Below are 2950 nucleotides of genomic sequence, written 5' to 3'. Positions count from 1 at the left end.
ATCCATAAAATTGATCTTCCCAAAGGGTTTTGCGGAGCATCCTCTATCTCGATTAAAAGAGGCTTAAACTCGTTTGAATCATCCTCTATTCTTTTGAAAATTTTTAGCATTGTTTATCCCACCCTGCCCTTCGACCTATCCAGCCTGCTTATCATATAAGCTCTTGTAGTAGCCGCCCAGAGCCATTAGCTCCTCGTGCTTTCCGCGCTCTACGATCTCGCCCTTATCAAGTACTAAAATTTCATCGCAATTCTTGACGGAATTTAGCCTATGGGCGATGATGATGAAGGTTTTTCCCTTTTTAATTTCGCTTAAATTCTTATTGATGATGCTTTCACTTTCATAATCAAGCGCAGAGGTCGCCTCGTCAAAGATTAAAATTTTAGGATTATTTATGAGCGCTCTAGCGATTGCGATGCGCTGTTTCTGTCCGCCGCTAAGGCTTGAGCCGCGCTCGCCTACGAAGGTATCGTAACCTCCTGCGAGCTCTGCGATAAAATCATGAGCGCCCGCGATCTTGCTAACTCTGATGATCTCCTCCATACTCGCTCCGCTTGCGGCAAAGGCGATGTTTTCTTTGATACTGCCGCTAAATAGATAGTTTTCCTGAAGGACTACGCCGATGTTTTGCCTTAAAAGATATGGATTTAGATGTCTGATATCTATGCCGTCTATGTAAACGGCGCCCGAGCTTTGCAGATAGAGCCGCTCAATCAGCTTCGTAATCGTGCTTTTACCGCTGCCGCTTCTGCCGACTATACCTACGCTTTTGCCCGGCTCTACGTGAAAGCTGATATCTTTTAGCACTAAATTTAGATCCGGCCTGTATCTGAAATTTACGGCGTCAAATTTTATATCTCCTTCGATATTATTTAACGCAATCGGTTTATCGGTGCTCTGCTCGGTTGGAGTATTTAATATATCTCCTAGCCTATCAACGCTAAGAAGGGCTTGCTGAAACTCATTCCACAGGCCCACGAGCCTCATTACAGGAGCGCTAAATTGCCCTGCAAACATCTGAAAGGCTATGAGCTGACCGACGCTTAGTTTGCCTTCGATCACGAGCCCTACGCCGAAATATAAGATGCAAAGCGTCATAAGCTTTTGCAGTGCGGAGGCAAAGCCGCTTGCGACGTTGCTTAAATTCGAAAGATTAAAAGATGAGCGGACGTATCTGCCTAGATTTTCCTCCCACATCTTTTGCATGCTGCCTTCGATCGCTAGAGATTTTACCGTCTGCATTCCGGTTACCGCTTCTACGAGATAGGAGTTTGAAGCGGCTCCCATTTGAAATTTATCCTCCAGCCTCTTTCTAAGTACCGGCGTGATAAAAAAATATATAGCAGCAATTACGCTTATAAATGCGATTGCAATTAGCGTGAGTTTAATGCTGTAAAGCAGCATCATAAAAACGAATACGAAGCTAAATAAAATATCAAGTAGCACGCTAACGCTTTTATTTGCGATAAACTCTCTAATGCTATCTAGCTCGCGCACTCTAGCAACGATGTTTCCAACTTTACGGTTCTCAAAATAGGTCATCGGAAGCAGAGCTAAATGGCTAAAAAGCTCGCTACCCAATCTGGCGTCGATTTTAGTAGTAGTGTGCGCGAATATATAATTTCTACTTAGGCTTAAAAGCATCTCAAATATGATGGTCGCCAAAAATGCAAATGCAATGACGTTTAGCGTGCTAATGCTATGATGGGTCAAAACCTTATCGAGCACCACCTGCGTAAAAAGCGGCGTCACTAGACCGAAAAGCTGCATGATAAAGGAAGCCAAAAGCACTTCAAATACGACCCTTTTAAAGCTTAGCATCCGTTTGTAAAACCACGCAAAGCCGAATTTGATCTGAGAATTCAGAGTTTTATGAGCTAGCACTATAAACTCGCCGCTGCAAAGATCAAATAGCTCGCTCGCACCTAGCTCTTTTACGGAATTGCCTCCGTCAAATACGATAAATTTAATAGCTGCTTCTGGCTCTTGTGAGGATTTGGATAGAGGAGATTTGAATGAGCGGGGAGCGTTAGTCTCTTTAGTGGACGAATGGGATGCGCCCGCGTGGGATGAAGACGGCGCGTCGGAAGAGAACGATGCGGATGAAGATGAGTTTAAAGAATTTGTCGTGTCGCTTTTAGAGCTCAATATCTCCTTGGAGCCTGCCTCGTCTTTGGAATTTACGCTATTTATATCGGCGGCCGTCTTGTTAGCATTTGCCGCTTTAATATCCGCTTTGCTTTGCTGCTCGATCTTTAAGACATTAAAGTAGCTTCCGTCCTTTTTCTGAAGGATAAACGGCGGCTTATAGCGCATCAAATTTGAAAGATTTAGCTTTTTGATTTTAGCCTTAAACTCGCAATGCTTAGCCATACGCACCAGCTCTTCTATCTGCGGCTCCTCGCTGCTTAGCGCAAATTTATTTATAAGCGCCTTGGCATCGAATGGGATATGATTTACGGCGGCTATCAGACCTAGCGAGCCCAGGGCGGTTTGCATTAGATACCTTTGAGTGAAATTTGAAGGAATTCTATTAAGTCTATTTGAAACGAGGCTTAAATTTAGAGGGAATTTTAAAGAAATTTAAGGGATTGAGAAAAGTTGGGAAACTAGAACGATGGCGCTAGAGGAAATAATGGGCGTAGGAGTGGCCATCGAATAGATTATGACAACCGACGAGATACCCGACAGAAATATTCAGTTCAAAATCGGCTTCGGGACATCCGCGTAATATACAAAAATTTGTCATTATATGCCGATCTGATTGGGAATGATAACGCGTAATAACGTAAGGTAGGCCGCTATAGTAATTTAATATTTGCTTAAGCCGCAAAGAGTAAAATAGATGAACTTCTGAGATCATCAGTGGGGATAAGGATGAACGAAGCAAGGCTCGAAGAGCTAAAGAGGCTTTTAAAAACTGAAAGTGATTTCATTATGCTCAAGCTAA

Annotated in this window: 1 protein-coding gene; it reads right to left on the bottom strand. The window is 43.2% G+C overall.

The annotated features are described in order from the left end of the window. Window positions 1–135: 135 nt before the first annotated feature. Window positions 136–2499: a type I secretion system permease/ATPase gene (locus tag Q0340_RS08505; protein ID WP_298082960.1), complete on the bottom strand. Its 2364-nt coding sequence runs from the start codon at window positions 2497–2499 to the stop codon at window positions 136–138. Window positions 2500–2950: the final 451 nt, after the last annotated feature.

This window comes from uncultured Campylobacter sp., from assembly GCF_938045595.1.
GTDB lineage: Bacteria > Campylobacterota > Campylobacteria > Campylobacterales > Campylobacteraceae > Campylobacter_B.
The sequence above is the reverse complement of the archived record's forward strand: the minus strand, read 5'-3'. Positions and strand labels throughout refer to the sequence as shown.

What these genes read in the sequence shown, in the direction of transcription:
- Q0340_RS08505 (WP_298082960.1), bottom strand. Translation starts at nt 2,499, where the DNA reads ATGCAAACCGCCCTGGGCTCGCTAGGTCTGATAGCCGCCGTAAATCAT.